25 protein-coding genes are annotated in these 24,898 nt (G+C 64.2%); 10 read left to right on the forward strand and 15 right to left on the reverse strand.

Translation table 11 applies throughout. The annotated features are described in order from the left end of the window. Window positions 1–12 precede the first annotated feature (12 nt). Together guaB and guaA are read left to right on the forward strand one after the other, a co-directional pair. Window positions 13–1,500: an IMP dehydrogenase gene (gene guaB / locus ACXAF3_RS03815; RefSeq protein ID WP_475110958.1), complete on the forward strand. Its 1,488-nt coding sequence runs from the start codon at window positions 13–15 to the stop codon at window positions 1,498–1,500. A 112-nt stretch (window positions 1,501–1,612) separates the two neighbouring features. Beyond that, the gene (gene guaA, locus ACXAF3_RS03820; RefSeq protein WP_475110959.1) at window positions 1,613–3,190 is read left to right on the forward strand and encodes a glutamine-hydrolyzing GMP synthase; all 1,578 of its coding nucleotides are present in this window, start codon (window positions 1,613–1,615) and stop codon (window positions 3,188–3,190) included. Window positions 3,191–3,673: 483 nt separating this feature from the next. On the opposite strand, the gene ACXAF3_RS03825 is transcribed toward guaA, so the two are convergent. The 8 genes from ACXAF3_RS03825 to ACXAF3_RS03860 form a co-directional block, all read right to left on the reverse strand. Next, the gene (locus ACXAF3_RS03825) at window positions 3,674–4,723 is read right to left on the reverse strand and encodes an OmpA family protein (RefSeq protein WP_475110960.1); all 1,050 of its coding nucleotides are present in this window, start codon (window positions 4,721–4,723) and stop codon (window positions 3,674–3,676) included. 208 nt (window positions 4,724–4,931) lie between these two features. After that, window positions 4,932–5,717 (reverse strand): TrmH family RNA methyltransferase, encoded by a 786-nt coding sequence (locus tag ACXAF3_RS03830; RefSeq protein WP_475110961.1) that lies wholly within the window; start codon window positions 5,715–5,717, stop codon window positions 4,932–4,934. Window positions 5,718–5,731: 14 nt separating this feature from the next. Next, on the reverse strand, window positions 5,732–6,628 hold the full coding sequence (locus ACXAF3_RS03835) for a Rossmann-like and DUF2520 domain-containing protein (RefSeq protein WP_475110962.1): 897 nt from the start codon (window positions 6,626–6,628) through the stop codon (window positions 5,732–5,734). Beyond that, the gene (locus ACXAF3_RS03840) at window positions 6,628–7,386 is read right to left on the reverse strand and encodes a pyridoxine 5'-phosphate synthase (RefSeq protein ID WP_475110963.1); all 759 of its coding nucleotides are present in this window, start codon (window positions 7,384–7,386) and stop codon (window positions 6,628–6,630) included. Before ACXAF3_RS03840 ends, ACXAF3_RS03835 begins: the two co-directional genes overlap by 1 nt. A gap of 3 nt (window positions 7,387–7,389) precedes the next feature. Beyond that, the gene (locus tag ACXAF3_RS03845) at window positions 7,390–7,977 is read right to left on the reverse strand and encodes a peptidylprolyl isomerase (RefSeq protein WP_475110964.1); all 588 of its coding nucleotides are present in this window, start codon (window positions 7,975–7,977) and stop codon (window positions 7,390–7,392) included. Between the two features lie 350 nt (window positions 7,978–8,327). After that, a complete protein-coding gene (locus tag ACXAF3_RS03850; protein ID WP_475110965.1) occupies window positions 8,328–9,008 on the reverse strand; it encodes a TIGR04211 family SH3 domain-containing protein in 681 nt (226 codons plus the stop codon). A gap of 37 nt (window positions 9,009–9,045) precedes the next feature. Continuing rightward, a complete protein-coding gene (locus tag ACXAF3_RS03855) occupies window positions 9,046–9,345 on the reverse strand; it encodes a YciI family protein (RefSeq protein ID WP_475110966.1) in 300 nt (99 codons plus the stop codon). Window positions 9,346–9,417: 72 nt separating this feature from the next. Continuing rightward, window positions 9,418–10,143, reverse strand: a complete 726-nt coding sequence (locus ACXAF3_RS03860; RefSeq protein ID WP_475110967.1) for a VC0807 family protein — start codon at window positions 10,141–10,143, stop codon at window positions 9,418–9,420. 247 nt (window positions 10,144–10,390) lie between these two features. Here ACXAF3_RS03860 and ACXAF3_RS03865 point away from each other — a divergent pair, with 247 nt between their 5' ends. The 5 genes from ACXAF3_RS03865 (at window position 10,391) to rluB (ending at window position 14,949) form a co-directional block, all read left to right on the forward strand. Continuing rightward, a complete protein-coding gene (locus ACXAF3_RS03865) occupies window positions 10,391–11,272 on the forward strand; it encodes a PHP domain-containing protein (RefSeq protein WP_475110968.1) in 882 nt (293 codons plus the stop codon). A 147-nt stretch (window positions 11,273–11,419) separates the two neighbouring features. Beyond that, the gene (locus ACXAF3_RS03870; RefSeq protein WP_475110969.1) at window positions 11,420–12,043 is read left to right on the forward strand and encodes an L-threonylcarbamoyladenylate synthase; all 624 of its coding nucleotides are present in this window, start codon (window positions 11,420–11,422) and stop codon (window positions 12,041–12,043) included. 70 nt (window positions 12,044–12,113) lie between these two features. Beyond that, window positions 12,114–13,076, forward strand: coding sequence for a segregation and condensation protein A (locus ACXAF3_RS03875; RefSeq protein WP_475110970.1), 963 nt, complete (start codon window positions 12,114–12,116; stop codon window positions 13,074–13,076). Window positions 13,077–13,096: 20 nt separating this feature from the next. Continuing rightward, window positions 13,097–14,101: an SMC-Scp complex subunit ScpB gene (gene scpB / locus ACXAF3_RS03880; RefSeq protein WP_475110971.1), complete on the forward strand. Its 1,005-nt coding sequence runs from the start codon at window positions 13,097–13,099 to the stop codon at window positions 14,099–14,101. Further along, window positions 14,098–14,949, forward strand: a complete 852-nt coding sequence (gene rluB / locus ACXAF3_RS03885) for a 23S rRNA pseudouridine(2605) synthase RluB (protein ID WP_475110972.1) — start codon at window positions 14,098–14,100, stop codon at window positions 14,947–14,949. The genes scpB and rluB overlap by 4 nt, the downstream gene beginning before the upstream one ends. Window positions 14,950–15,051: 102 nt before the next feature. Here rluB and ACXAF3_RS03890 read toward each other — a convergent pair whose 3' ends face one another. The 3 genes from ACXAF3_RS03890 to ACXAF3_RS03900 form a co-directional block, all read right to left on the reverse strand. After that, window positions 15,052–15,729 (reverse strand): SRPBCC family protein, encoded by a 678-nt coding sequence (locus ACXAF3_RS03890; protein WP_475110973.1) that lies wholly within the window; start codon window positions 15,727–15,729, stop codon window positions 15,052–15,054. Window positions 15,730–15,932: 203 nt separating this feature from the next. Continuing rightward, window positions 15,933–17,306: an ATP-binding protein gene (locus tag ACXAF3_RS03895; RefSeq protein WP_475110974.1), complete on the reverse strand. Its 1,374-nt coding sequence runs from the start codon at window positions 17,304–17,306 to the stop codon at window positions 15,933–15,935. Between the two features lie 6 nt (window positions 17,307–17,312). After that, entirely contained in the window at window positions 17,313–18,011 is a 699-nt protein-coding gene (locus ACXAF3_RS03900) for a response regulator (RefSeq protein WP_475110975.1), read from the reverse strand. A 168-nt stretch (window positions 18,012–18,179) separates the two neighbouring features. Between ACXAF3_RS03900 and ACXAF3_RS03905 the strand changes: the two genes are divergently transcribed. The 3 genes from ACXAF3_RS03905 (at window position 18,180) to ACXAF3_RS03915 (ending at window position 19,800) form a co-directional block, all read left to right on the forward strand. Further along, on the forward strand, window positions 18,180–18,644 hold the full coding sequence (locus ACXAF3_RS03905) for a Spy/CpxP family protein refolding chaperone (protein ID WP_475110976.1): 465 nt from the start codon (window positions 18,180–18,182) through the stop codon (window positions 18,642–18,644). Between the two features lie 219 nt (window positions 18,645–18,863). Then, entirely contained in the window at window positions 18,864–19,415 is a 552-nt protein-coding gene (locus ACXAF3_RS03910; protein ID WP_475110977.1) for a flavodoxin, read from the forward strand. Between the two features lie 19 nt (window positions 19,416–19,434). After that, entirely contained in the window at window positions 19,435–19,800 is a 366-nt protein-coding gene (locus tag ACXAF3_RS03915; protein WP_475110978.1) for a hypothetical protein, read from the forward strand. Between the two features lie 36 nt (window positions 19,801–19,836). On the opposite strand, the gene ACXAF3_RS03920 is transcribed toward ACXAF3_RS03915, so the two are convergent. The 4 genes from ACXAF3_RS03920 to ACXAF3_RS03935 form a co-directional block, all read right to left on the reverse strand. Further along, on the reverse strand, window positions 19,837–21,795 hold the full coding sequence (locus tag ACXAF3_RS03920) for an alpha/beta hydrolase family protein (protein ID WP_475110979.1): 1,959 nt from the start codon (window positions 21,793–21,795) through the stop codon (window positions 19,837–19,839). A gap of 81 nt (window positions 21,796–21,876) precedes the next feature. Continuing rightward, window positions 21,877–23,007 (reverse strand): succinyl-diaminopimelate desuccinylase, encoded by a 1,131-nt coding sequence (gene dapE / locus ACXAF3_RS03925; RefSeq protein ID WP_475110980.1) that lies wholly within the window; start codon window positions 23,005–23,007, stop codon window positions 21,877–21,879. A gap of 399 nt (window positions 23,008–23,406) precedes the next feature. Continuing rightward, window positions 23,407–24,438: a 2,3,4,5-tetrahydropyridine-2,6-dicarboxylate N-succinyltransferase gene (gene dapD, locus ACXAF3_RS03930; protein ID WP_475110981.1), complete on the reverse strand. Its 1,032-nt coding sequence runs from the start codon at window positions 24,436–24,438 to the stop codon at window positions 23,407–23,409. Between the two features lie 118 nt (window positions 24,439–24,556). Further along, window positions 24,557–24,898 carry an ArsC family reductase gene (locus tag ACXAF3_RS03935; protein WP_475110982.1) on the reverse strand — a complete coding sequence of 114 codons (342 nt, stop codon included), beginning with the start codon at window positions 24,896–24,898 and terminating at the stop codon, window positions 24,557–24,559.

Below are 24,898 nucleotides of genomic sequence, written 5' to 3' on the forward strand. Positions count from 1 at the left end.
GTTTGAGTGTCCATGTCTGATTCCGGTCTGCGCATCGCGCGCGAAGCTCTCACTTTTGACGACGTCCTACTGGTGCCCGGCTATTCCGAGGTGACCGCCAAAGACGTGAGTCTGAAGACCAAACTGTCCCGCAATATCACCCTGAACATCCCGATAGTGTCCGCCGCCATGGACACGGTGACCGAGTCGCGCCTGGCCATCGCCCTGGCCCAGGAAGGCGGTATCGGCATTATTCACAAGAGCATGTCCATCGAGGATCAGGCGCTGGCGGTGCGCGCGGTGAAGAAGTTCGAGGCCGGTGTGGTCAAGGACCCGATCACCATCGAGTCCGATGCCACGGTGCGCGAGCTGATCGCGCTGACCACGCACCACAATATCTCCGGCGTGCCGGTGATGGACAAGGGCAACTTGGTGGGCATAGTCACCAGTCGCGACGTGCGTTTCCAGACCGACCTGGACGCCAGCGTCGCCAGCATCATGACCCCGCGCGAGCGCCTGGTGACGGCACCGGAAGGCGCGGCGCCGGAGCGGGTCCAGGAACTGTTGCACAAGCACCGCATCGAGAAGGTGCTGGTGGTCAACGACCAGTTCGAACTGCGCGGCCTGATTACCGTCAAGGACTTCAACAAGGCGGAGCAGTACCCCAATTCCTGTAAGGATAGCGATGGCCGCCTGCGCGTCGGCGCCTCGGTGGGCACCAGCCCGGATACCGACGACCGGGTCGCGGCGCTGGTGGAAGCAGGCGTGGACGTGTTGGTGGTGGACACCGCTCACGGCCACTCGCGCAATGTGATCGAGCGGGTGCGCCGTATCAAGCAGATGCACCCGCAGGTGGATGTGATCGGCGGCAATATCGCCACCGCCGAGGCGGCGCGCGCGTTGCTGGAGGCCGGCGCCGACGCGGTAAAAGTGGGCATAGGTCCCGGTTCCATCTGCACCACCCGCATCGTCACCGGTATCGGCGTGCCGCAGATCACCGCCATCGCGGAAGTGGCCAAGGCGCTGGAGGGCACCGGTGTGCCCCTGATCGCCGATGGCGGTATCCGCTACTCCGGCGATATCTCCAAGGCGATCGCCGCCGGCGCCCACTCGGTGATGATGGGCTCCATGTTTGCCGGTACTGAAGAGGCGCCGGGCGAGGTGGAGCTGTACCAGGGCCGCACCTACAAGTCCTACCGCGGCATGGGCTCCCTCGGCGCCATGGCGCGCACCCAGGGTTCCTCCGACCGCTACTTCCAGGACGCCAGCAAGGGCGCGGAAAAACTGGTGCCGGAGGGCATCGAGGGCCGCGTACCCTACAAGGGGCCGCTGTCGGTGATCGTGCACCAGATGATGGGTGGCCTGCGCTCCGCCATGGGCTATACCGGCAGCGTGGATATAGAAACCATGCGCACCCGTCCGGAATTTGTGCGCGTGACTGCCGCGGGGATGGGCGAGTCCCATGTACACGACGTGCAGATCACCAAGGAGGCGCCCAACTATCCGGTGGGCGGGCGATAAGTTTGTTCGTGTCATCCCGGCACAGACCGGGATGACGGATACGCAGTTTTAAGCCGCAAACGGACCTTTCGGGGTCCGTTTGCTGTTTTTTCACAATGTTATCGAGAGAGCCATGAGCCAAGATATCCACGCCAGCCGCATCCTGATCCTCGACTTCGGATCCCAGTACACCCAGCTGATCGCCCGTCGCGTGCGCGAGCTGGGTGTCTTCTCCGAGATCCGCGCCTTCGATATGAGCGAGGAGGAGATACGCGCGTACAACCCCCGGGGCATCATTCTCGCCGGCGGCCCCGAGTCGGTGCCGGAGGCGGGCTCGCCGCGCGCGCCGCAGGTGGTGTTCGAGCTGGGCGTGCCGGTGCTCGGTATCTGCTACGGCATGCAGACGATGGCGCATCAACTGGGCGGGGAAGTGCAGGGCAGTAATATCCGCGAGTTCGGCTACGCCCAGGTAAAGGTCGAGGGCGAGTCGAAGCTGCTGCACGATATCAAGGACCATATCGACGAAGACGGCAGCGCATTGCTGGACGTGTGGATGAGCCACGGCGACAAGGTGGTGAAGATGCCGGAGGGCTTCGAGCTGATGGCTTCCACCGAGTCCTGCCCGATTGCCGGTATGTACTGTGCCGAGAAGAATTTCTACGGTGTGCAGTTCCACCCGGAGGTGACCCATACCCTGCAGGGCATGCGTATCTACGAGCATTTCGTGATCGAGCTGTGCGGCTGCGAAAAGCTGTGGACGCCGGCCAATATCATCGAGGACTCCATCGCCAAGGTGCGCGAGCAGGTGGGCAGCGGCAAGGTGCTGCTGGGCCTGTCCGGCGGCGTCGACAGCTCGGTGGTGGCGGCGCTTCTGCACAAGGCCATCGGCGACCAGTTGACCTGTGTCTTCGTCGACAACGGCCTGTTGCGCAAGAACGAGGGCGACCAGGTGATGCAGATGTTCGCCGAGAACATGGGGGTGCGCGTGATCCGCGCCGATGCCGAGGAGCTGTTCCTGTCGCGCCTCGCCGGTGAGAGCGATCCGGAGGCCAAGCGCAAGATTATCGGCAACACTTTTATCGAGGTGTTCGATCGGGAGGCGGCCAAGCTCGAGGACGTGAAGTTCCTGGCTCAGGGCACCATCTACCCGGATGTGATCGAGTCCGCCGCGGCCAAGACCGGTAAGGCGCATGTGATCAAGTCCCACCACAATGTGGGCGGCCTGCCGGAGGATATGCAGTTCGAACTGGTGGAGCCGCTGCGCGAGCTGTTCAAGGACGAGGTGCGCAAAATCGGCCTGGAGCTGGGCCTGCCCTACGATATGGTCTACCGCCACCCCTTCCCGGGCCCGGGTCTGGGGGTGCGTATTCTCGGCGAAGTGAAGAAGGAATACGCGGATATTCTGCGCGAGGCGGATGCGATCTTTATCGAGGAGCTGCACAAGGCGGACTGGTACCACAAGACCAGCCAGGCCTTCGCGGTCTTCCTGCCGGTCAAGTCCGTGGGCGTGGTCGGCGACGGCCGCCGCTACGAATACGTAGTCGCGCTGCGCGCCGTGGAAACCGTGGACTTTATGACCGCGCGCTGGGCGCACCTGCCCTACGAGTTGATCGAGAAGGTGTCCAACCGCATTATCAACGAAATAGAACATATCTCCCGCGTGGTCTACGACGTGTCCAGCAAACCGCCGGCCACCATCGAGTGGGAATAAGGCGCACAGACGAGAGGTGATAAAAAAGCCGCAGTCCCCGGACTGCGGCTTTTTTTTGGCCACTATCTTTCCCGCGTCCCCGCGAGCGGGCGCAGGCTTCCGGCGGCCCGGCACAAGAGATCCGCTGGGCTGCTGCGGCGACGCTTTCCACAGACAAATTACAGGCGATTACGGGCGGCATTTAGCCCTGCTTTTTGTCAAGACCGATTTACTACGGTTTGTAACCCATTGATTTTTAAACACTTCTCGCTTTGATTAAAATTTCTTCACAAAAGGGTTACAACGGCGCCACGGGCCCTGGCGGCATTTTCCCGCGTATTGTTCACAGAGATATCCACAGTTTCTGTGGACTGGGTAGACCAGGAATGGGGTTTTGTCCAAGCGGGGACCATTTTTTGTTCCGTGGCGACAGGGGCGGTGCGGGGAGAGGGGAGGGCCCGGCGCTGGCCGGGCCGCGGTCGTTGAGTTTGCTGTGAGCGGACCCTAGCGGAAGCGCATCTCCACCCGCCGGTTCTGCGCGCGGCCGCTTTCGGTGGCGTTGGAGGCGACCGGCTGTTGCTCGCCGTAGCCGTTGGCGGTGAGCCTGGCGGCGTCAATGCCGTTTTTGATCAGGAAGGCGCGCACCGAGTCGGCCCTGCTCTGGGAGAGTCTCAGGTTGTAGTTATCGTTGCCCTGGCTGTCGGTGTGGCCGGCGATTTCGACTGCGCTGTCGGGCTGGTTGCGCAGGGCGCGGACCACGCGCAGCAGAGCATTCTGCGCCATAGGCGTCAGGGTGGCGGAATTGAACTCGAAGTGGATATTTTCCAGAGTGATCACCTGATCGGCGATGACGCAGCCCTCGCTGTCCACCTGGGCGCCGGGCAGTGTGTCGGGGCAGCGATCGTCCCGGTCGAGTACGCCGTCGCCGTCGGAGTCCGTCAGCTTGACCTCCACCGGGCCGCGATCCGGCGGCGGCGCCGCGGCGATAGTGGGTGGCGGGCAGCGCAGCGGAATGCTGATACCGAAGGCCAGCTGCCAGTCGTTCATGCCGCTCTCGAAGTAGTCGTGCAGGTAGCGCACCTCTCCGCGCAGGCGCACACCGCGGCGGGATATCTCCTGGGTGGTGATACCGGCGGCGAAGTTGACAAAGGCGCTGGTGGTGTCGTCCTTGTCCGGCAGCACGTCGTCGTAGACGGCGCCGAGGCCGCCCAGCAGGTAGGGGGTATAGCCGTCCCGGTCGCCGAAGTTGTACACCACATCGAAGCCGACGCCGTACATGTAGAAGTCCGTCTGGTCGGAAAAGCCCTGGGTTTTGGCAAAGTCCTCTGTCTCCAGGATGGCGCCGAAGACCTGCACCTCGGAGTACCAGGGACCGGTCCAGCCCCAGCCGTAGGCGGCGCGCAGACCGCCGGCCTGGCGTTCGGTATTGCGGTCTTTGTCGACGCGGCTGATGTAGGGGGTCAGATCGAAGTAGCCGTCTTCAGGGCCCTCGGCCGCGGCCGGCAGTGCAGCGGCGAGTCCCGCCGACGCAATCAGGGAGAGAAGCAGTCGCATAGAGAAACATCCTTATTCGAATTTTATTGGATACGCGGCTCGTACGGGGAATTCATCCCAAGCGCCATTCGTAGACGGGTATTTTGTTCCCAAACAACTTGTAGCTTATCGAGTCAACTTTTTCACAAGATTGACGCGAAAAGCTTCTTTCGGGTGGGGATTTATGACAATCGGCGCTCGAGCGGAGCGGGGTGGCTGCCGGCCTGCGTCAGATCTGGTGCCTGAAACTGATCAGCGCGGCGGTCACCGCGACGTTCAGGCTCTCGACATCGTTGTGCATCGGGATGCGCAGCAGCTGGGTGCACTGTTCGGCCGCGTCCTCGCTGACGCCGCGGGTTTCGTTGCCCAGCACGAAGATGGTGGGCGCGTCTCCGTCCAGCTCCGCCAGGGACATCTGCGCGTGGGAGGAGAGGCCGCAGATGCGCGCGCCCCGCCGTTTGAATTCGGCCAGTGCCGGGGCGAGCCGCTCGCAGCGCAGCAGGGGCATGCGGAACAGGGTGCCGGTACTCGCCTTGATGACCAGCGGATCTATCTGCGCGCAGCCCTTGCGCGGCAGTATGATGCCGTCCATGCCGCCGGCGCAGGCGGAGCGGATGATCATGCCGAGGTTTTGCGGGTTGGTGATACCGTCCAGCGCGAGCATCTGGTAGTTCTTGTCGCTGCCCCGCTTCAGGAAGGCGTCGGTGGTGCCGTAGTGGGGCAGGGCCAGATCCAGTGCGACGCCCTGGTCCTGGCGGGCATTGCGGGATATCCGCGACAGCGCCTTGCGGTCCCAGTGGGCGATTTCGATCTGCCGTTCCGTGGCCAGCTGTTCGATGCGGGCGATCAACTGGTCGCGGCGGTTGCTCTCGGCCAGGTGCAGCTTGTAGACCGGCAGCGACAGGTCCTCCAGCGCTTCGAGCACCGGCTTGCGCCCATAGATGGTCAGCAGGCTGTCGTAGAAGGCGCGCTTTTGCAGGTATGTTTTCGAGTCTTGGGGGGAGCCTTTAGCCATGGATCGAGAGCCTTTTACTGCGGCGGTTCACTCAGCAGTTGGGTCAGTTCGGCCGCGTCCCGCTCGGACAGCTGGCCGCGCCGGGCCAACTCTACACAGGCCAGGCCCAGTTGGCGATAGCATTGTGCGAGCCGTGCGTCGGTCTGTTGGAGCGCGTCCAGTTGCGAGGCGACCGTCTGCAGGTCGCCGCGGGCGATGGGGCCGGTGAGGGACTTTTCCGGGCCGAGCCGCATATTGTTTTCCGCCGTCTGCAGCACTATGGGTTTCAGCAGCGCCAGCGCCTGCCGCGCGTCTATGCCCGCGGCGGAAAATGTGCGCAGGCTCAGGTCCATCAGCGCGGTGAGATAATTGCAGGCAAACACCGAACCTGCGTGGTAGAGGGATTTGTTTTCCGGCGCGATGGTTAGCGTCTCGCAGCCGATTGAGGAAAATGCGCTTTGCAGAGTCGCCACTGCGCGCGCATCCCCCTCCAGGGCGACGCTGCTGCCCGGCAGGCTGCGCAGGGACGCGGCCGGGTCGGCGAAGCTGTGCACCGGATGGGCGCTGGCGATGGCGGCCGGCCGGCAGGGGGTCAGAACTTCGGAGCCGAGGGCGCCGCTGCAGTGGAATACAACGGCGTTTCGCGCCTGCCGCCGGGTCAGCGTCGCGGCGACCTGCCCGGCGACGGGGGCAATCTGCCCGTCGCCGCATGCGATCAGCCAGCAGTCCGCGTCCGCCATGGCGTCCACCGACGGGCAGGGGGTGCCGGCGCCGATAAACGCGACCGCGGTGGCGGCGCTCCGCTCGCTGCGGTTGCACACCGAGCGGATCTGGAAAACGCCTTCCTGTTGCCACAGGCGGCCGAGGGTCCTGCCCAGCTTGCCGGCGCCGATGATATTCAGGCCGGGCGGTGGGTTTTCGGCGCTGTCCATCAGTTGCCGGACAGGCAGTTCAGATAGGCGGTCACCGCGTTGTCCAGCCCCATATTGAGGGCGTCCACGGTCAGCGCGTGGCCGATGGAGACCTCCTGCAGGCCGGGTAGGGTGCGGTAGCGGGGCAGGTTGATCAGATTCAGGTCGTGGCCGGCGTTGATTCCCAGCCCCAACTGGCGCGCGTGTTCGGCGGCGGCGCAGTGGGCGGCAAAAATGGATTCCACATCGGCGCTCTGCCCGGCCACCGCCGCCGCGTAGGGGCCGGTGTAGAGTTCGATGCGGTCCGCGCCCACTTCCCTGGCGAGGCTTATCTGCTCGAGATCCGGGTCCATAAACAGGCTGACGCGGATGTTGGCGTCCTTCAGTCTGGCGATCAGCGGCTCCAGGCGGGCGCCGTCGCGCTTCAGATCGAAACCGTGGTCCGAGGTGAGCTGGTCGTTGCTGTCGGGTACCAGGGTGCACTGATCGGGTCGCGTCTCCAGCACCAGCGGCATCAGACCGGGGTAGTCCCGCAAGGGTTCGGCGAAGGGGTTGCCCTCGACATTGAATTCGATGCCCTCCCGCTCCCGGCACAGCCCGGCCAGGTCGCGCACGTCGCCGGGGCGGATATGGCGCTGGTCGGGGCGCGGATGCACCGTCAGCCCCTGGGCGCCGGCATCCAGGCAGATGCGGCCGTGAGCGACGACATCCGGGTAGTTGCCCTCGCGGGAGTTGCGAATCAGGGCGATTTTATTGAGGTTCACACTGAGGGCTATCACCGATCACTCTCCCTGGTCTTTGCCGCCGGCAACGGCGTTGTCGTCAATGCGCTTCGCGCTGAGGATGCGCACCGGTACATTCGGCGCCTGCGGGAAGGCGCGGTAGAGGCCGCGCGGTTCCTCGAGGATCTTTTCCACCACGTCCATGCCCTGGGTCACCCTGCCGAATACGGTATAGCCGGGCTTGTCTTCGGTCGCGTCCAGGTGACGGTTGTGCTTCAGGTTGATAAAGAACTGGGAAGTGGCGCTGTCCGGGTCATTCTTGCGCGCCATGGCGAGGGTGCCGCGCAGGTTTTTGAGGCCGTTGGAGGACTCGTTGACCACCGGCGCGCGGGTTTCTTTGAGCTGGAAATCGAAGGTGTGCCCGCCGGTCTGCACCATAAAGCCGGGAATCACGCGGTGGAAAATCACCCCGTTGTAGAAGCCGCTGTCCAGGTAGGCGAGAAAATTCTCCACCGTGGCCGGCGCCTCGTCCCGGAACAGCTCGACCTGGATATTGCCCAGGTCGGTTTTCAGCTCGACCCGGGGATTGTCGGCCAGCGCGGGTATGGCGAGCAGGCAGTTCAAGAAAATGGCGAATAGTCTGCGCATCGTCCTTGTCTCTTTTTTCGTTTGGGGTCCGCAAGGCGCCCCCCAGTCTAGGGAACCTCTGAATAATTCCGCGATACCTCTGCAAGCCCCGCAGAGGCATTGCGGAATTATTCAGAGGTTCCCCAGGGGGCGTGAATGGATTCCGCACTATTAACTTGGTAATCAGATATTTCGGTCCAGCCGCTTCCGCGGCGCCTTCGGCCCTGAAATATTTGATTGTCGCCCTTGAAATACTGGCGAAGATGCGCGGATCTTCTTGAATTTCAAGGGCTCGCGCCGGCCGGCGGCCGGCGGCGGCACATCCCTGTACCGCATTAACCCGCGCAAATTTCATTTGCCGGGTTAATAAATCAGTTGGCCCACTCGGAGCGGCGCCGGCGCGGACGCATATGCGGGGCGATCATGGCGAGGATAGCGCCCAGGCCCACGGACAGTGCGCCGTACATATACCACTTCTGCGTCTCGCTGCCGGAAAGGCGCTGTATTTCCGCCTCCGCCATTATCTGCTCCTGCTTCAGCAGCTCGTGCTGATGCAGCAGTTTCTGGTGGCGCTGGTTCAATGCGATGGCGTCTGCGGACAGGGTCTTCAGTTCTTTCAGCTCTTTTTCCAGCTGTTGCGATCTCTCCTGCTGCGCGCTCAGCGCGCTGTTGAGCTTGCGGTTTTCCTCTTCCAGGCGGCGCACCTCGCCGCCGAGGTCCATCTCCTCGAAGCGGGCCAGGTCGGCCTGCACCTTTTTCAGCTTGATCTCGGCCACGGGTTCGGACACCAGATACTGGCGGCGCACCCAGCCCTCCTCGCCGCCGGGGGTGCGTACGCGGGCCCAGCCCTCGTCCGGGGCGTCTTCCAGCAGGGCCAGCTTGGTGCCGCTGGGCAGGCCGCGGTGCAGTATGCGGAATTCGTTGCCCTTGCCGGAGCGCATGGGTACATGCAATTGGTCGGTGATATAGCGGATCTCTTCGCCCAGCGCAATAGACGGCGCACAGGTGGCGAGCAGGGCGGCGGCAGTGAGGCCGGTCAGTTGTTTCATCATTGTGATACAGCTTTTTTTATCGGTAAGTGGTTGAGAATCAGGGGAGCACCAGCTTGAACGGCTTTACGGTGACGGATTCGTAGACACCCGCGGCCACGTAAGGATCTGCGTCCGCCCAGGCTTTTGCCTCTTCCAGCGACGGAAACTCCGCGACCACCAGGCTGCCGCTAAAGCCGGCCTCACCCGGGTCTTCGCTGTCGATCGCCGGGTGGGGGCCGGCGATCAGCAGCCGCCCCTCGTCTTTGAGGCGGTTCAGGCGCGCCAGGTGATCGGCGCGCGCGCCCTTGCGCAGCGGCAGACTGTCTTTTACATCTTCACTGATGATCGCGTACCACATGTGTCACTCGTGCTCTTATCTGTTGTTGTCGGAACTGTTGTTGTCGGAACTGTTGTTGTTGGAATTTCGGCTCTATTGCTGGACGATGATTTCTTCGAGCTTCAGGCCGGTCAGTTTGCCGATGCGGTGAAACAGGAAGAAGAGGACCAGCATCAGGATTGCGGTGGCCGGCAGGGCGATCACCGGGAAACTGAGCGCGGTCATCTTGCCCAGTTCCTCGTTGAATGCCTCGGTGCCGGGCGGGCTCTGCAGTAGCAGCTTGGCCAGGAGGTAATTCAGGGCCGAGGACAGGAAGAAGGAGCCGGCAATCATCCAGGAGGCCTGCTGCAGGGTGCGCTCGAAGGCGCCCTCGTTGCCGTTGCCGGCCAGGGCCCGGGCAATCTTGCCGGTGTCGAGAATCCTGTCGTTGTACAGAAGCGTCTTGACCAGCGGCCAGCGGGTGTAGAGGGAGGCCACGGTGGCGATGCCGAGCAGGCCCGGAATGGCCGCCTCCTTGATCGCGATATACTCGGCGTCCAGCTCCAGCAGGCCGATACCGCCGGTCAGCAGTATGCTGATCACGCCCAGTGCGGAGAAGAAGTTGACTTTGCCGGACTGTTGCAGATCGCGCAGACCGTAGATCAGCGGGAAGGCCAGGGCGACCACAATGGCCCACTTGGTGCCCAGCCAGTCGTCGCCGGACAGCTTGGTCAGGATCAGCGTCGGGATCACTATGTTGAGCAGCAGATTCGCGAGGAGGCTCTCGCGCTTTTTCGGCTGCTGCTCGGAAACTGGAGTCGTCGGGTTGGTTTCGGTCATGCCTGGTTCCGGTGATAATGCCCGCGGGAAGCGCATTGCAGGGCCGCAAAACTGGACCCTATATTCAAAATAGCCTCCCGGCTGACGGTGCCGCTGTCAGACTCTGGCTTCCCCGGGGCCTGCACCGGCAAGCCTTCGCTTGGGGCCTTATCCCTGAATCCGCCGGGTGCCCTTGTGACAGCGGCATCCGGCAATTGTTCAAACCGGGTTTCACTACCCGATGCGTGTGAATCTGAGCGAGAGCCCTTTGAGAAAAGCCCTGTCAGTGAATGCGGACGCCGATCTGGTGGATCTGCACTGCCACAGCACCGCATCAGACGGTATTTTAAGCCCTGCACAGCTGGTGTCGAGGGCGAAGTGTCAGGGCGTGACCCTGTTGGCGCTCACCGACCATGACACCACCGGCGGGCTGGCCGAAGCGCGCCAGGCCGGTGACCGGTTGGGCGTTTTGGTTCTTCCGGGAATCGAGTTTTCCAGCCGCTGGGGCAGGCGCCAGGTGCATATCGTCGGCCTCAATATCGACCCCGCATCCACCGATCTGCGCGCGGCCATTGCGCTGCGCGACCGGCTGCGGCGCGAGCGCGCCGAGCGGATCGCCGCGCGGCTGGAGAAGCGCGGGCTCAAAGGCGCGCTCGACGGCGCCCGCAAACTGGCCGGCGGCGGGGTTATCGGCCGCCCGCACTTCGCCCGCTGGCTGGTGGAGGCGGGCCATGTGGCGGATGGCGCGCGCGCCTTCAAGCGGTATCTCGGCGCGGGCAAGGCGGGGGATGTACCGGTGGATTGGCCGCAGCTGGCGGAAACCATCGCCAGCATCCGCGCCGCCGGGGGCACCGCGGTGCTGGCGCACCCGCTGAAGTACGGCCTGACACGGACCCAGTTGCAACGCCTGTTGTGCGCGTTTCTGGAGGCCGGTGGCGAGGCGGTCGAGCTGTTGTGCGGCCGCCAGAACCCGGTGCAGACCCGCGAACTGCGCGCGCTTTTGGAGTCGGTGGCGGTGGAGACCGGGCGGCCGGTGCCCTACTGCTCGGTCGGCAGCGACTTTCACCAGCCGGAGCAGCCGTGGCGGGAACTGGGCTGCGCGCGACTGCCCGAGGGCGTCCGGCCGGTGTGGGCGCTCTGGCGCGGTTAGCGGGCACTGCGCGCCGCGCAAATGCGCCAGGCCGGGCCGGTAGAGGTTCCGGAGATGGCTGCCTTGCACTGTGTATCTGTGGCACACTTAGCCCCAATTGTACGGGCCGGGAGCCCGCGAGAAAGATCGATGCAAGGGGGAGCATTTGTGGCGCAGTTTTTCCAGATTCACCCGGACAATCCTCAGGGGCGGCTGATCAGTCACGCGGCGGAAATCGTCGCCGCGGGCGGTGTGATCGTGTTTCCGACCGATTCCGCCTACGCGATCGGCTGCCGCCTGGGTGACAAGCTGGCGGTGGAGCGCATCCGCGCGCTGCGCCAGCTGGACAAGCAGCACAACTTCACCCTGATGTGCCGCGACCTGTCGGAGCTGGCCAGCTACGCCAAGGTGGACAACCAGATGTTCCGCCTGCTGAAGAACCACACGCCGGGGCCCTACACCTTTATCATGCCCGCCACCGCCGAGGTGCCACGGCGCCTGTTGCACCCGAAGCGAAAGACCATCGGTCTGCGCGTGCCCGACAACCCCATCGCGCTGGCGCTGATCGAGGCGGTCGGCGAACCCCTGATGAGCTGCAGCCTGATCATGCCCGGCGACGAGCAGCCGCTGACGGATCCCTACGATATCCGCAACACCCTGGAGCACCAGGTGGAGCTGGTGATCGACGGCGGCTTCTGCGGCCTGGAGGCCACCACCGTGGTGGACCTCACCGGCGACGAGCCGGTGCTGATCCGTCAGGGCTGCGGCGCTATCGATGAAATAATCGGCTAAAAAGACCGCGCACCGATGTATAATCGCGCGTTTGCACTTTTGACGTCGACGATCAGCGAGGGTGGGCAGGGTGTCCAGTGAAGAGTTACTAGCCGAGGCGGAAGCGCAGGTGCTGGCGGAAGTCGCGGCCGCCGCCGAGGCGCAGCAAGACACCGCCGACCCGCCCGCGGAGTCCGCCGCCGACCCATCCCCGCGCCAGGGGGAGATGCCCTTTGCGGTGGTTCAGGGGCAGGCCTTCACGGAGCTGCCCTCCGACCTGTATATCCCGCCGGACGCGCTGGAGGTGATTCTGGAGGCCTTCGAGGGCCCGCTGGACCTGCTGCTATACCTGATCCGCCGCCAGAACCTCGATATTCTCGAGATCAACGTCTCCGATATCACCCGCCAGTACATGGCCTATGTGGAGATGATGACGGCGATGCGTTTCGAGCTGGCGGCGGAATACCTGGTGATGGCCGCGATGCTGGCGGAGATCAAGTCGCGCATGCTGCTGCCGCGCCCGCCCCAGGAGGAGGAAGAGGAGGGCGAGGATCCGCGCGCGGCCCTGATCCGCCGCCTGCAGGAGTACGAGCGCTTCAAGACCGCCGCCGAGGATATCGACGAGATGCCGCGCATGGGCCGCGATATCCACCAGGCCAGCGCCCAGGGGCCCGATCGCAGCATCACCCGCCCGGATCCGGAGGTGGACCTGAAAGAGGTTCTGGTCGCTCTGGCCCAGGTGCTCAGGCGCGCGGATATGTTCGAGAGCCACCAGGTGGAGCGGGAGAAACTCTCCACCCGCGAGCGCATGACCCAGGTACTGGACCGAATCCGCCACCGCCAGTTTGTACCCTTCGTAAGCCTGTTCACGGTGGAGGAGGGGCGTCTCGGCGTCGTGGTCACCTTCCTCGCGGTGATGGAACTGGTGAAAGAGTCCCTGGTGGAGCTGGTGCAGAACGAGGCCTTCGGGCCGATCCATGTGCGCGCCGCCGGCCAGGGCGAGGAAGCCGCCGAGGCGGCGGAAGAGTCGGAGGCCGAATTGGCCCCCCTGTAAGGTTAGAAATTAGAAAGAAGATGACAATCGCTCCGGAATTACTGCGCCGTATCGTCGAGGGCGCCCTGCTGGCCGCGGGTCAACCGCTCTCCGAGGACAAGCTGCTGTCGCTGATCGACGAGGGCGAGCGCCCGGAAAAGTCCGAGCTGAAAGCGGTGCTGGATCAGATAGCGGAAAGCTGCGGCGAGCGCGGCTTCGAACTGAAACAGGTGGCCAGCGGCTGGCGCTTCCAGGTGCCCGAGGACCTGGCGCCCTGGGTCAATCGCCTGTGGGAGGAGAAGCCGCAGAAGTACTCCCGCGCGATTCTGGAGACACTGGCGATTATCGCCTACCGCCAGCCGATCACCCGCGGCGATATCGAGGAGATTCGCGGCGTGGCGGTCAGCTCCCATATCGTCAAGACGCTGTCCGAGCGCGGCTGGATCAAGGTCGTGGGGCAGCGGGATGTGCCGGGCAAGCCGTCCCTCTATGCGACCACCAAGGAATTCCTCGACTATTTCAACCTGCGCACCCTGGACGATCTGCCGACCCTGGCGGAGATCCGCGATATCGAAAGCCTGAACCAGGCGCTGGACCTGGACCAGCAGGCGGGGCCCGAGCGGGGCGAGGGCGCGGACGGCGGTGCGGATTCCGGCGAGCCGCGGGCGGATGCGGCCGAAGCCGCCGATCCGGACGGGGGGCAAGACGCCTCCGCCGAACAGGATGACCCCGAAGCAGCGGCGGACGCGCAGTCCGAGGAGCCGCAGGCAGCGGAGGCCCTAGCGGAAGAGATCGAAGCGGAAGAGATCGAAGCGGAAGAGGCGCTCGAACGGGAGTCCCCGCAAGCCGCAGACGGCGGCGAGGAGGCCGCGCCCTCCCTGTCCGCAGAGCTGCCGCCGAGCAGTCTGTTTGCGCCAGACAATGAAACCGACGGCGCCGGGGAGAGCCCGGGCGCCGACGAAATGGCGGCCGCCGAAGAGATGGATTCCGGGCAATCCGATGGTGAGGCCCGGCAAGAGTCGCAAGTGGAAAACACCACCTCATGAGTGAAGATACTTCGCCTCAGGGCGAAAAACTGCAGAAGGTCCTCGCGCGCACCGGCCTGGGTTCGCGGCGTGAGATGGAGCGCGCCATAGAGGCGGGCCGGGTGACGGTCAACGGCCGGGTGGCGGAACTGGGAGAGCGGGTGACCGCGGAGGACCGCATCGAGTTCGACGGCCGCCGCCTGCCGACGGCGGAGGAAAACCGCTGCCGGGTGATCCTGTACAACAAGCCGGTGGGTGAGATCTGCTCCCGCCACGACCCGGAGGGGCGCCCCACTGTCTACGACCGCCTGCCGCGCCTGCGCTCCGGACGCTGGATTTCCGTCGGCCGCCTGGACTTCAACACCAGCGGCCTGCTGCTGTTTACCAACAGCGGCGAGCTGGCGAACAAGCTGATGCACCCGTCATCGGTGATCGATCGCGAGTACCTGGTGCGAATCCAGGGGCAGGTGGACGACGACATGAAGAAGCGCCTGCTGACCGGTGTGCTGCTGGACGACGGTGTCGCGCGCTTTACCGATATCGTCGAGAGCGGCGGCGAGGGCAACAACCGCTGGTTCTACTGCGTGGTGATGGAGGGGCGCAACCGCGAGGTGCGGCGCCTGTGGGAATCCCAGGGCGTGCGCGTCAGCCGCCTGAAGCGGGTGCGTTACGGCAGCGTGTTTATTCCGTCCCACGTGCGCGTCGGCCAGTGGATAGAGATGGAGCCGCGGGAAATCGACGATCTGTGCGTGACCGCGGGGCTGCCGAAGCTGGGACAGCGCCCGCTGACCCAGGCGGAAAAACAGAGCCTGCAGCGCCAGCGGCGCAAGCTGCGCAAGTCGCCGGCACCGGCGCCGCGCAGGCGCTAGCCGGTAGGCTGTCTGCGAGGTCCCTGTCGCAGACAGCCCCGCAAGGCTGTCCCGGCAGCGGGGTCCTCGCTTCGAGTTTCGCTGTTCTTTTCGCAGCTCGCCTCAGTGGCTCTCCTCGATAGGCTCCTCGCCCTCCTCCTCGAGTGTGTGATCCTCCATATCCGACTCCACGCCGCCCGGATCCGCGCCCATGGCGTCGTCGGTATCCGACGGCAGCTCCGCATCCGAGCCGTTGTCGATGTCCTCCGCCGGCGCGGCGGCCTCGGACTCCACCAGGTTTTTCAGTTTCTCGAGCCCCTGCTGGTAGGAGTCGCCCACCATTTTTTTCACCAGCAGCCCCATCCAGCGCGCAATGGGACCGCCGCCCATATCGCTGCGGAACTGCCAGGTGATATTGGTACCGCTGCCCTGGGGTTGGAGCTGGAACTCGGCGGTGGCATTGCCCTGCTCGCCGAAATCCAGTTCGGTGCGCACCAGCGAGTAGGGCTCGCTGGCGCTGATGGTCTGGCTGCCGCTGCCCACATTGGGGTTATCGCTGCTCCAGCGCATTTTCGCACCGACGCCGTCTTCCGGGCCCGTGTATTCGTATTCCGTGTCCGGATCCAGCTGATACCAGGGCGACCAGTTGTTGAAATTGCGGAAGTTGTTGACGTAGGGGAAAACCACCTGCGGTGGCTTGGCGATATAGACGCTGCGCTCCAGTGTCACCTCGCGCGGAAACAGAAAACCGGCGAGCAGCAGCAGGGCAAGAAAAACAAGAATGTAGAGTATCCAGCGCATAGCGGGGCCCTTTTGTTGTGGAAGGGAGGCTCAAACCGCAGCCGCATGGCAATATTCAGCGATCGCCCGGCAATTATCAATGCCCTGGCCGGGATGCTCGGAGTGCAGACCGAGCGCGCCAGTGCCCGCTCTGTCGCGGAGGGTTTGCGGGCTTGCGCCGCAAATCCGGCTGGAAAAAGGGCGGGGATGGACTCAGCAGCCCGCTAGTCGCCGATCAGCAACAGCGGCAGTTTTATCTCCACGCAGAGGCCGGCGGCGGGGGCGTTGCTCGCATTGATGCTGCCGCCGTGGTGCAGGATGGTGCGCTGGGCTATCGCGAGGCCGAGGCCGAAGCCACCGCTTTCGCGCGTGCGCGCGCTGTCGGTGCGGTAAAAGGGGCGGAAGATCGCCTCCAGCTCCTCCTCGGCGACGCCGCTGCCGGAATCGGTGACGCGGATTCGGCAAAACCCCTGCGCGGTATCGATGTCGATAGCGACGCTGCCGCCGGCGGGGCTGTATTTGATGGCGTTGCGCAGGATATTTTCCAGCGCCGCGGTCAGTGAGCTGCCGCGGGTCGCGACCAACAGTTCCCCGCCGCTGGCGCTCAGTTCGAAGCGCAGGTCTTTTTCCCGGGCCTCTCCCTTCAGATCCTCCAGCAGGGCCTCCACCAGGCTGTTGATTTCCACCACGTCGTCCAGCGGCCTGCGGTCTTGGCTGGCCACCGGAAGGGAGAGGACGTCGGCAATGATATCCTCCAGGTAGTCGGCGGCTTTGCCGATCTTGTCCAGCTCCGCGTCCAGCCCCGGGACCTTCTTCTGCCGCGCGATGCCCAGCGCCACCTGCAGGCGCGCCAGCGGCGAGCGCAGTTCGTGGGATACATCCTTGATCAGGCGGCGCTGCTCGGCCATGGATTCCTGCAGTTGCGCGGTCATCGAGTCGAAGTCCCCCGCCAGATCGGCCAGCTCGTCGCCGCGGCTGTGCAGGGCGGGGGCGACGCGGTAGTCGAGTTCACCGGCGGCGACGCGGCGGGTCGCCGCGCGCAGCTGGTCCAGCGGCCGGCTCAGGTAGCGCGCCAGCCAGTAGCAGGCGGCGCCGGAGGCGAGCATGGACAGCAGCAGGATCGGCCAGAAGTTGCGCCACAGGAAGCTCAGCAGCAGTTCCTCTTTGCTCTTGCCGGCGATAAAGGCGATCCTCAGGCTGGAGCCGCCGCGCTGTGGCATAAAGAGGCCCACCGTCGGTTTGTTTTCCACCAGGGCGTGGGACTCGCGGTTGCGGTAACTCAGGTTCGCAAACAGCGGCGCCATATCGCGCGGAATCGGGCGGTCGAGCATCTCGCGCCCGTCGACGTCGAGGGCGAAAATGCGCTCCTGCACCTCTGCCGGTTGCCCCTCGAGCCAAAAGCGGAAGTGCTCGGGCCCGTGGCGGCGGGTGCGGCTCAAGTTGCGCATCAGGTCGCGGAAAATCGCCTGGCTTTCCCAGCGGTCCTCGTGGCGTGGATCGCCGAACTCGCGCACGTGGGTGACGTAGACGGTGGTCACCACCATCACCATGGCGGTGAACCAGGCCCCCACGAACATCTTCCAGAAGAGGCTGCGCATCGGCCCCTAGCTCTTGGTCAGCATATAGCCGGCGCCGCGGATATTGATGATCAGGTCGCGGCTGGCGCCCTGTTCTGCGAGTTTCTTGCGGATATTGCTGACGTGCACATCGATGGATCTGTCGTAGGGCATCAGCTTGCGCCCCAGGGCCGTCTCGGTCAGCACCTCCTTGCTGACCACCTCGCCGGCGTTCTGCACCAGTACCTTGAGCACCGAGAACTCAGCACCGGTCAGCGACAGCAGGCGCTCGTTCCAGTAGCCCTGGTGTTCGGACGGCAGCAGGCGCAGCGGGCCGCTGCAGAGGCTGCCGTCCGCCCCCTCCGGTGCCGGGCGCCCGCGGCGCAGTACGGCGCGCAGGCGCGCGGCCAGTTCGCGGGGATTGCACGGCTTGGGCAGATAGTCGTCGGCGCCCATCTCCAGGCCGACGATGCGGTCCACGGTGTCGCCCTTGGCGGTCAGCATCAGCACCGGCAGCGAGCGGCTCGCGGGCCCGGCCTCCTCGCGCAGTTTGCGCAGCAGGTCGAAGCCGTTGTAGACCGGCAGCATCACATCCAGCACCAGCGCATCGAAGCTCTGGCTCTGGGCCAGCTCCAGGCCGCGGCCGCCGTCGTTGGCCACGGTCACCTCGAAGCCCTCGCCGGTGAGGAACTCCTGCAGCAGATCGGTCAGTTCTGTGTCGTCGTCGACCAGTAGGATACGGCTCATGGTGTGCTCTCGGATTGCGTGCGGTCATTATATGCAAAGCCCCGGCGCCATTTGCGCCCCGCGCTTCGGCCTTTAACCGTTCTTAACAAATGTTTACCGCGGTTTGCCCCCCTTTACGCGGCGCGACCCTAGTATGCATCTACCGACACCAAGCGAGAGGAAAGGTCGATGAAGAACTGGAAAGCAATCGCGGGCACCCTGGTACTGGCCGGCGCACTGGCGGCGCCGGGCGTCACTATGGCCCACGGCGGCGGGCACGGCCCCGACCACGCCAAGGGACATTTTTTTGAGCGCATGGCCGAGGAACTGGACCTGACCGAGGGCCAGAGGGCGCAGCTCAAGGCCAACCGCGAGGCCGTCCGGGCCCAGCACAGGGCGCAGCGCCAGCAGATGCGCGAACTGCACAAACAGCTGCGCGAGGCTATAGAGTCGGGTGCCGACCAGGCCACCCTGGATAGCCTCGGCGCTGAGCTCGGCAGACTGAAGGTGGCCAAGATGCAGCGGATGCACCAGCAGCGCCAGCAGTTCGAGGCCATTCTGACCGATGCGCAGAAGGCCAAGCTGGCGCAGCTGAAGGCCGAGCGCAAAGAGCGTCGCAAGGCGCACCGCGAGCGCGGGCTCGACGACCAGTAGTCAAACCCCTCCTCCTGTGCGATCGATCGGGCGCCTTTCTACCCCAACGGCCCGATGGATTCATAGCCCCTTGCCCCCGCGCCGCGGGGGCTTTTTTAGCCGGGCGCGCACAGGACCCACCCCTGCAATCCCTGCCGACTACCCCTCGCTTGCCGCGCCCCGCCATTGCTGGGAGAATACGCCGCCGCTCATAGAGTTCGCAGGCGAAGAGGAGTGATTGTGGGAAAAATCGGCTTGTTTTACGGCAGTGACGAGGGCAACACCGAGGCGGTGGCCCTGCGCATCCGCGCGCGCCTGGGCGAGGATCGGGTGGATGTGCACGATATCGCCGACGTCACCCAGCTGGAGATCGCCGATTACGATCAGCTGATTTTCGGCATTCCCACCTGGGATTTCGGCCAGATCCAGTCGGACTGGGAGGAGTTCTGGGAGGATGTGCAGGAGATAGACTTCAGCGGCAAGACGGTGGCGCTGTTCGGCCTCGGCGACCAGTTCGGCTACGGCGACTACTTCCTCGACGCGATGGGTATGCTGCACGATGTGATCGTCGCCAATGGCGCGACCATCGTCGGCCACTGGTCCACCGAGGGCTACGAGTTCGAAGCCTCCAAGGCGGAGATCGAAGGGCAGGGCATGTTTGTCGGCCTCGCCATCGACGAAGACCAGCAGGAGGAGTTGACCGGCGAGCGCCTGAACCGCTGGTGCCGGCAGATCGCCGAGGCGTTCGGCCTCGAGGGCGGCGCCGACAGTGTGGTGCAGCTGGATGACTGAGCGGACGGCCGATCGATCTATGAAAAACGCCCTCTCTTTCAAGGAATTCTGGCCCTGGCTGACGGAGCACCCCAACTGCATAGTGCGCGCCGGCACCGCCGACTCCGTCATCTACGATGACGACGACTACCACTGGCGCTTCAGCGAGGAGGATGTGCGCACGCTGCTGGTGCAGGTGATGCGCGGCAAGCGCCCGGTGGCGGAGCTGTTTATCGAGCCCGAGCATGTGGCCTCGGTGCAGGTCACTCCCGGCGAGAAGGGGGAATACAATTTCGACCTGGTGGCCGAGGTTCAGGGGCAGCCGCAGGTGATCTACTACTTTGTGCTGACCCACGCCTACGAGGCGGTGGAGCGCAACGGCGGCAGCCACGGCCGCCTGCACTGATTGCCCCGGCCGGCGAAACGCCGGCCGCTCCCCGGGTCAGTTGTCCCGCGTATTTTCCGCGGATCCGACGCCGATATGCCGGTCCAGGAAGCCGAGTAGCTCGGTGTAGAGGCGCAGATTGTTTTCCTCGCTGTAGAAGCCGTGCCCCTCAGTCGGCACTATCAGGCTTTTAACCTGCTTGCCGTCCTCCTCGAGCCTCTCCAGCAGCGCCTCCGCGTGCTCTACCGGCACCCGCTCGTCCTGCCCGCCGTGGACGATAAAGAGCGGCAGATCGAGTTTTTCGGTGTTGTACAGCGGCGAGTGTTCGCGCAGAAAGTCTCTGTCTTCGCTCAATTCCCTCTTCAGGTAAGAGATGCCGCGGTCGCGGCGCTGGATATCTCCCTTGCGGTACATCATTTCCAGGTCGTAGACGCCGACATAGCCGACGGCGCACCGGTAGAGATCGGGGTAGCGGATCGGGTTCATCAGCGCCGAATAGCCGCCGAAGCTGCCGCCGAAAATACACACGCGGTCGCGGTCCGCGTAGCCTTTCTCCACCGCCCAGTGGACCGCATCGGCGATATCCCGCTGTATTTTTCCGCCCCACTGGCGCACGCCGGCGGAATAGAAGTGATCGCCGTAGCCGGTGGAGCCGCGGAAGTTGACCTGCAGCACCAGATAGCCGTTCTGGGACAGTATCTGCGCCTGGCGGTCGTAGCCCCAGTAGTCCCTCGCGTGGGGGCCGCCGTGGGGTATCACCACCATCGGCAAGTCCTCCGTCTGCTCGCGCGGAAATGTCAGGTAGACGCCGATGCGCAGTCCGTCTTCCGTCGTAAAGGCGTCGGCGCGCATCGGGTTGAGTTGGTCCGGATCCAGCCACTCGGCGGAGGAGAGCAGGAAGTCGACTTTCTTCGACCGCATATTTACCAGGAAATAGTCGCCGGGCAGGCGGTCGCCGTGCACTTTCAGCACGCCCATGGAGCCGTCCTCGGTGAAGCTGGTAAACGCGATGTGGTAGCCCTGGAACGCCTTTTTGAGACCGCGGAAGAAGGGCGCGAAGCCGTCGCCCTCGTCGAAGAAGTGTTCCTCCGGGTAGTCCGGATGCAGGTAGGTGCCCAGCGGCTTCTCGGTTACCGGGTGGTGGATGATGCCGCTGATGTCGGAGATATCGTGCTGGAATACCGTCGAGTAGTTGCCGGCGGGGTCCAGCTTGATCAACTGTTCCGTCTGCCCTTTGCGGTCCAGCACCAGATAGGCGTCGCCGCTGTCCGCGTCGAAGCCCACCGGGGTGGCGCGGTCCAGAAGCGGATCTTCGACCCGGCTCCAGCCCACCTTGGCTTTGCGGTAGAGCTGGAAATTGCCGTCGCGGTCGGTGCCGTTTGCGAACAGCAGATTCCCGCGGCCGTCGGTAAAGGCTCGCCCGCCAACCTGGGGCAGGCTGGCTACCCTGTCCCTGACGCCGGTGTAGATGTCGATCCGGTAGACATCTCCGTGAGTCTCCCAATCCCGTGCCCAGGGATAGGTGGATACCAATATTTCTTTGTCGTTGTCGCGCAGCGCGTCGATGATGGTGGCGTGGGCGTAAGTGCTCTCCGCCTTCTTTATGCGCGAGCCCGTCTGCCGCTCGCCGGCGGCCCAGCCGAAAATATTTTTGCCCCTGGAGCCGTCGTAATCGATGGCGAACAGGGAGCCGTAATTGACCGGTGCTTCCAGGGCGGCTTTGCGGGAAATGACCTCAGCGACTACCCGCTCGTCGTTGGCCCAGTAGAAGTTTCCCACCTCTTCCTTGCCGCGAAATCGCAGCACGCCGGTGATTTCCTGCGGCTTCAAGGACATGAAGACCAGTATCCGCTCACCCTTGTACAGTTTGCGTATGGCCAGGTGCGTGCCCTTGGGGGAAATTTTGACTTGCTGGATATCTTCGTGCTTGACCAGATCCTGCAGCGGAATGCGACTCGCGCTGTAGGCGCCGGATGGGAGGAGCAACAGAAGGCTGATAATCAGATTTCGCAGCATTGAAAGGCCCGCTTCTATTTGTTTTTTAATTATTATGTCGAAAGCGCGCGCGCCGGGCCAGGCGCGCGCGATTACAGCTTATTACAGCAGCCGCTCGAGTATCTCGCGGTACATATCCTTCAGCGTGTCCAGGTCTTCCGCCTTTACGCACTCGTCCACCTTGTGAATGGTTGCGTTGACCGGGCCCAGCTCCACCACCTGGGCTCCGGTCGGCGCGATAAAGCGGCCGTCCGAGGTGCCGCCGGCGGTGGACAGTTGGGTATCGAAGCCGGCAACGGAACGAATCGCGGCCTGGGCCGCTTCCACCAGCGCGCCCTCTGCGGTCAGGAAGGGCTGGCCGGAGAGCTTGAAGTCGGCTTGGTATTTGAGCCCGTGCCTGTCGAGAATTTTGCGCGCGCGCGCCTCCAGTTCCTCCGCGGTCGTCTCGGTGGAGAAGCGCCAGTTGCAGACCACTTTCACTTCGCCGGGAATCACGTTGGTGGCGCCGGTGCCGCCGTTGATATTGGAGACCTGGAAGCTGGTGGCCGGGAAGAAGTCGTTGCCCTTGTCCCACTCCTCGGCGGCGAGTTCCGCCAGTGCGGGCGCGAGCTTGTGGATCGGGTTTTCCGCCAGGTGCGGGTAGGCCACATGGCCCTGCACGCCGTAGACGGTGAGTTCGAGGCCGAGCGAACCGCGACGGCCGTTCTTGATCACGTCGCCGACCCGCTCTGTGCTCGACGGCTCTCCGACCAGGCAGCAGTCGATCTTCTCGCCCTGTTCCTCCAGCCACTCCACCACCTTGACGGTGCCGTTGTGGGCCGGACCCTCTTCATCGCTGGTGATCAGGAAGGCGATGCGGCCCCTGTGGTCCGGGTGAGCGGCTACGAACTCCTCGCAGGCTACCACCATGGCCGCCAGCGAACCCTTCATATCCGCGGCGCCGCGGCCGTGGAGGTAGCCGTTTTCGATCACCGGCTCGAACGGCGGGCGCTGCCAGTTTTCCTCGGGGCCCGTGGGCACCACGTCTGTGTGACCGGCGAAGGCGAACAGCGGGCCGTCGCTTTTTCCGTTGCGCACCGCCCAGAAGTTGTCGGTGTCGCCGCGGCGCAGCCAGGTGGTCTCGAAGCCGATCTTTTCCAGGCGCTCGATCATCAGCGGCATGCAGCCGGCGTCTTCGGGGGTGACGGACCTCAGGCGGATCAAGTCGCTGGCCAGTTTTACTGTGGGAGTCATTGCGGTAATTCCTTTGTGCCAATGGCGGGTTTCTAGGTCGGAGCTTCGTAGTGGATTATGGGGCGGCACTGCTACCGGGATTCGTTTGCGGGACACGCCGTAAACCCATCCCTGGGGGCTTGTCTGCGAGGTCCCTCTCGCAGACAGTCCCGCACGAATCCCGGTATCAGCGCCTTCGCATTCGCTTTTCGTGTTCTTATGACCTTCGATTGAAAGGTCGGAAGTCATATGGAACCAAGGCGAAGGTACTGATGCCGGGGGCCTTTGGCGGGACTGTCGGCCGGAGGGACCCGGCCGACAAGCCTACAGGGATGTATTCACGGCGTGTCCCGCTAAAGGCCCCCGGCAGAGGGCCGCCCCGGAAACGGCTACAGCGCTCCTGTTTCGGAGCCAGTGTTGTCAGTTGCTGTGCAGCGCTTCGTTCAGCTCAATAGCGCTCTTGTTGGTCAAACACTCCACCGCGCCATTGGTGGAGTTGCGGCGGAACAGCAGGTCGGACTTGCCGGCCAGGTCGCGCGCCTTGACGTGCTCCACCAGTTTGCCGCTGTCGTCCAGCAGCGCCACCTTGGTGCCGGCGGTGATATAGAGGCCGGCCTCGACGGTGCAGCGGTCGCCGAGCGGAATGCCGATGCCGGCGTTGGCGCCGAGCAGGCAGTTGTCGCCAACGGAGATGACGATGTTGCCACCGCCGGACAGGGTGCCCATGGTGGAGCTGCCGCCGCCGAGGTCTGAGCCGGCGCCGACGAAGACACCGGCGGAGATGCGGCCCTCGATCATGCCCGGGCCTTCGGTGCCCGCGTTAAAGTTGACGAAGCCCTCGTGCATGATGGTGGTGCCCTCGCCCAGATAGGCGCCGAGGCGCACGCGCGCGGTGTGCGCGATGCGCACGCCGGTGGGTACCACGTAGTTGGTCATTTTGGGGAACTTGTCCACGCAGGCCACCTCCAGGTGCTCGCCTTTCAGGCGCGCCTCCAGTTGGCGCTGCGGCAGTTCCTCCAGGTCGATGGCGCCCTGGTTGGTCCAGGCCACATTGACCAGCTTGCCGAAGATGCCGTCCAGGTTGGTCTGATGCGGCTTCACCAGGCGGTGGGACAGCAGGTGCAGTTTCAGGTAGGCCTCGGGCACCGACTGCGGCGCCTCGTCAGTGGACAGGACCACGGCCACCAGCGGCCGCTGGCTGGTGGCGAACTGTTTGAGGATTTGCGCCTGCCCGCCGGCGCCCGCGCCGGCGAGCCTGTCCGCCAGCGGCTGCAGCTGCGCCGGGTCCAGCGCGAGGCTGTGGTTGCCGCCGGAAATATTCAGGGTCTCGGTGACCGCGGCGGCTATGTCCGCACTGGGCTTGAACAGCGGCTGCGGGTAGTAGACTTCCAGCCACTCGCCCTTGCTGTTGCAGGTGCCGACGCCGAAACCGATGCTGTAAATGTCGCTCATGACTCGTCCCGTTTACTCGATGTCTTGCGTTTTCTTGTAGGATGGGCAAAGCGCAGCGTACCCATCATCCAGTGCAGTTTGATGGGCACGCTGCGCTTTGCCCATCCTACGAAACTTCTTAAACCAGTTTGGAGAAGTCGGCTTCCTTGAAGCCGAACAGGGCGGTTTCGCCGGAGACGGTGACGGGCCTTTTGATCAGCGTCGGCGTCTCGGTGGCGAGCGCCAGCGCGGCGGCTTCATTCATGCCGTTTTTCTGTTCGTCGCCGAGTGCGCGCCAGCTGGTTGAGCGGCGGTTCAGTACCTCCTGCCAGCCGAACTTCTGCAGCCAGGATTCGAGGGGCACCGACGCCATGCCGTCCTCGCGGAAGTCGTGGAAGCGGTATTCGATGCCGTTCTTTTCCAGCCACTTGCGGGCTTTCTTGACGGTGTCGCAGTTCTTGATGCCGTAGAGAGTGATCAC

The organism is Microbulbifer sp. ABF4_143, from assembly GCF_056160225.1.